Origin of the sequence: Actinomyces sp. 565, assembly GCF_010365615.1 — a bacterium.
GTDB lineage: Bacteria > Actinomycetota > Actinomycetes > Actinomycetales > Actinomycetaceae > Actinomyces.
The window spans coordinates 1-3,134 of record NZ_PIZD01000054.1 but is presented as its reverse complement, the minus strand read 5'-3'; the positions used below and the strand labels follow the sequence as shown (position 1 = coordinate 3,134).

At 65.3% G+C, this 3,134-nt stretch carries 3 protein-coding genes; all 3 read right to left on the bottom strand.

The window, feature by feature from the left end; translation table 11 throughout:
* Window positions 1-71: 71 nt before the first annotated feature.
* Entirely contained in the window at window positions 72-1,079 is a 1,008-nt protein-coding gene (locus tag GZ997_RS08675) for a D-alanine--D-alanine ligase (protein ID WP_162679613.1), read from the bottom strand.
* A gap of 42 nt (window positions 1,080-1,121) precedes the next feature.
* Complete coding sequence (locus GZ997_RS08670) at window positions 1,122-2,429, bottom strand: PLP-dependent aminotransferase family protein (protein ID WP_162679612.1); 1,308 nt, start codon at window positions 2,427-2,429, stop codon at window positions 1,122-1,124.
* 502 nt (window positions 2,430-2,931) lie between these two features.
* The coding region (locus tag GZ997_RS12465; RefSeq protein ID WP_203234139.1) for a hypothetical protein at window positions 2,932-3,134 on the bottom strand (203 nt) is incomplete at its 5' end.

Sequence of the window (3,134 nt, the reverse complement as noted above, 5' to 3'; positions counted from 1 at the left end):
GGGCCGCGATGTTTCACGTGAAACATCGCGGCCCGCGACTATCCCCGGTAACGAGTAACCGGATCGATGTGTCAGCAGTGAACCGCCGGACTGTGCACCAGCCGGTCGTACAACTGCGGCAAGTCGCCAGCAGCCTTAGCGGCCATTGGGAACAGGGACATCTCGGTCATGCCCGGGATGACGTTAACGTCGATGAACCAGGGCTGACCGTTCGCATCGAGAATCAGGTCGGTGCGGGAGATGTTTCCCAGCCCCAGGGTGCGGTGCACGGTCACCGCCATCTCCTGGACGCGCTCCAGTGACTCGGAGTCCAGGCGGGCGGGAACGAAGTACTCGGAGCGGCCGGGGTTGTAGCGGGCGTCAAAGTCATAGCGACCCTGTGAGACGACTTCCACGGGCGGCAGCGCCCTGGGACCATCGCCGGTATCCACCACGGAGACGGCGAGCTCGGTGCCCTCGACGTAGTTCTCGATCAGGGCCCGCTCATCGTAGGCGAAGCAGGAAACCATGGCGGTGCGCAGCTCATCCGCGTCGGACGCATAGGAGACCCCCAGTCCGGAGCCGCCTTGATTCGGTTTTACGACGACGGGTAGGCCGAGGTGGCTGGCGACCACACCTAGTACCTCCTGGGCGCCAAGCTGGCTGAAGTACGCCTTGGGCAGGGTAACGGAGTCCGGTGTGAGTACGCCGGCAGCACGCACAGACGCCTTGGCGGTCGGCTTGAAGGAGGCGCGTTGACAGCCGTCGGAGTGCGTTCCGACGTACGGCAGGCCAAGGGCGATCAGCACGTTCTGCAGGCCGCCGTCCTCCCCGTGCCCGCCGTGCACCAGTGGCCAGACAACGTCGGGGCTGAATGCCTTGAGCGAAGGGATGGTGCGGGCGTCGACGTCGAGCATCACGACCGTGTGGCCCAGGTGCTTCAGCACACCCATGACCCGGTTCCCTGAACGCAGTGAGACCTCGCGTTCATGGCTGAGACCGCCGGCGAGGATGGCCACCCGCAGGAGTGCGGCGGTGGGGGTAGGTGCCTCCGGTGAGGCGCTGGTAGGTGTGTCAGGGGTTGTGGAGGTGTCAGGCATGGTGGCTCCTTGGTGTCGAATTGCTGGCATGCGGTGACCGGCTCAGACCTGATCCGGAGACGGCGCGGAGACCCCACCCGACGGGCGCTGACGGGCAGGACCGAAGAGATCGATTAGGTCTAGGTCGTGGGCAACTACTTCGGAAAGCCGACGCACACCTTCCCGGATCTCAACTGGCTCGGGGTAGCAGAAGGACAGTCGCATATGGTCGCGGCCCGCTCTTCCTCCGGCGTAGAAGGCGGTACCGGAGACGTACGCGACAAGGTTCGTGACGGCTCGCGGCAGCATCTCCTTGGCGTCTAGGCCCTCGGGTAGGCCCACCCAGACGTAGAAGCCGCCTTCGGGGACGTTCCACGTGCACATCGGCATGAACTCGGCGAGGGCGTCGACCATGGCGTCACGCCGCTTGCGGTACATGGTGCGGAAGTCGCTGATCTGGCTGCGCCAGTCGAAGTTGTCCAGGTAGGTCGAGATGGAGAACTGGCCCACCGAGCTCGGACACAGGATGGCGGCTTCGGAGGCGAGCTTCATCTTGTCGCGCACGGCGGGTGGTGCCACGGCCCAGCCGACGCGGTAACCGGGGGCGAAGATCTTGGAGAATGAACCCAGGTAGACGACGTCGTCGGGCGCCAGGGTCTTAAGCGCCGTGTGGGTGCGCCCCTGGAAGTCGAGTAGGCCGTAGGGATTGTCCTCGATGATGAGGATGTGGTGCCGGCGGCAGATCTCAATGACCTGTGGGCGCCGCTCCTCCGAGAGGGTGACGCCGGCCGGGTTGTGGAAGTTGGGCAGGCAGTAGAAGAACTTCACTCGACGACCCTGCCGCTCCAGGCCGGTGATGGCCTCTTCCAGCGCAGCGGGGATGACGCCTTCGGCATCGATAGGTGCCTGCTGGATGTCGGCCTGGTAGGTGGAGAAGATGGACAGGGAGCCGACGTATGTGGGCGCCTCGGTGAGGATGACATCGCCGGGGTCGATGAACAGCTCGGTGACGATGTCGACGGCCTGCTGCGAGCCGGTAGTGATGACAACGTCGTCGGCGTCGGCGTCGATTCCCTCTAGTGCCATAACCTCGGGGATCTGCTCCCGCAGGCGCGGCATTCCCTGACCGTTCCCGTACTGGAGTGCGCGGCCGCCGTCTTTACGGATCATGCGAGCGGTCGCCTCTGCCAGGGCGTCCAGTGGGAGGCCTTTCAAGTTGGGCATGCCGCCTGCCAGTGAGACCACCTCGGGCCTGGAGGCGACGGCGAACAGGGAGCGGGTCTCGGACTCACGTAGGCCGTACGCGCGGGTGGCGTAGGAGTCGAGCCAGGGATCCAGCCGGTTGCCTCGTTGTGGGTTCGTCTCGGTCACGTGATTTTCCCTCCCGGCGGGTGTGCTTTCGGGCAATAGTCTGCCACGCCGGCGGTATGCGGCGATGTTTCACGTGAAACATCGGGGTTGTGGGCTCTGTTCGGTGACTCTTGCCGAAGGCGCAAGGCCGCGCCGTGCTGCTACTTACCGCAGCGCCGTATCCCCTTGCAGCCTGCGGTGGTCTTAGGAGGATGTTTCACGTGAAACATTAACGGGCAGATCGTTGGTGTGGGCGGCTACGCACGGGAGGGGACCACGCCTGGCTCGAGCGCGAATCGGCACGGTGCGGCGTGACCGCGAATTCGGGGCGGTTCGTGCTCTGCGTATGGCGTGGCCGCACTAACGGTTGCGCAGGTGTACGCGCCGGGAGAAGTCCTGCGGGAGCCGGTGGTTCTGGGCTCGAGTGCCGGAACCTGCACCAACGCGGGCAAGTCACTCCTACGCGTGGGAAGACGGCCGGAAGTCTTGGTACGACGTACACCTGCTTGCGCGACGGTGGTCATCACCGGGACGCCACAGTGGCGACGTCCGCCACGGCGAGAGCTATCCCGGCGTCCAACCCCGCGATGACCACTACGACGATGACCACCGCGGCGAGAGCTGACCCGGCGTCCAACCCCGCAAAGGCCGCCCCCGCCGTGTACTCCCCGCGATGGCTGACACTGCGAGGGCTGCTGACCCGGCGTCCAACCCCGCAATGACCAC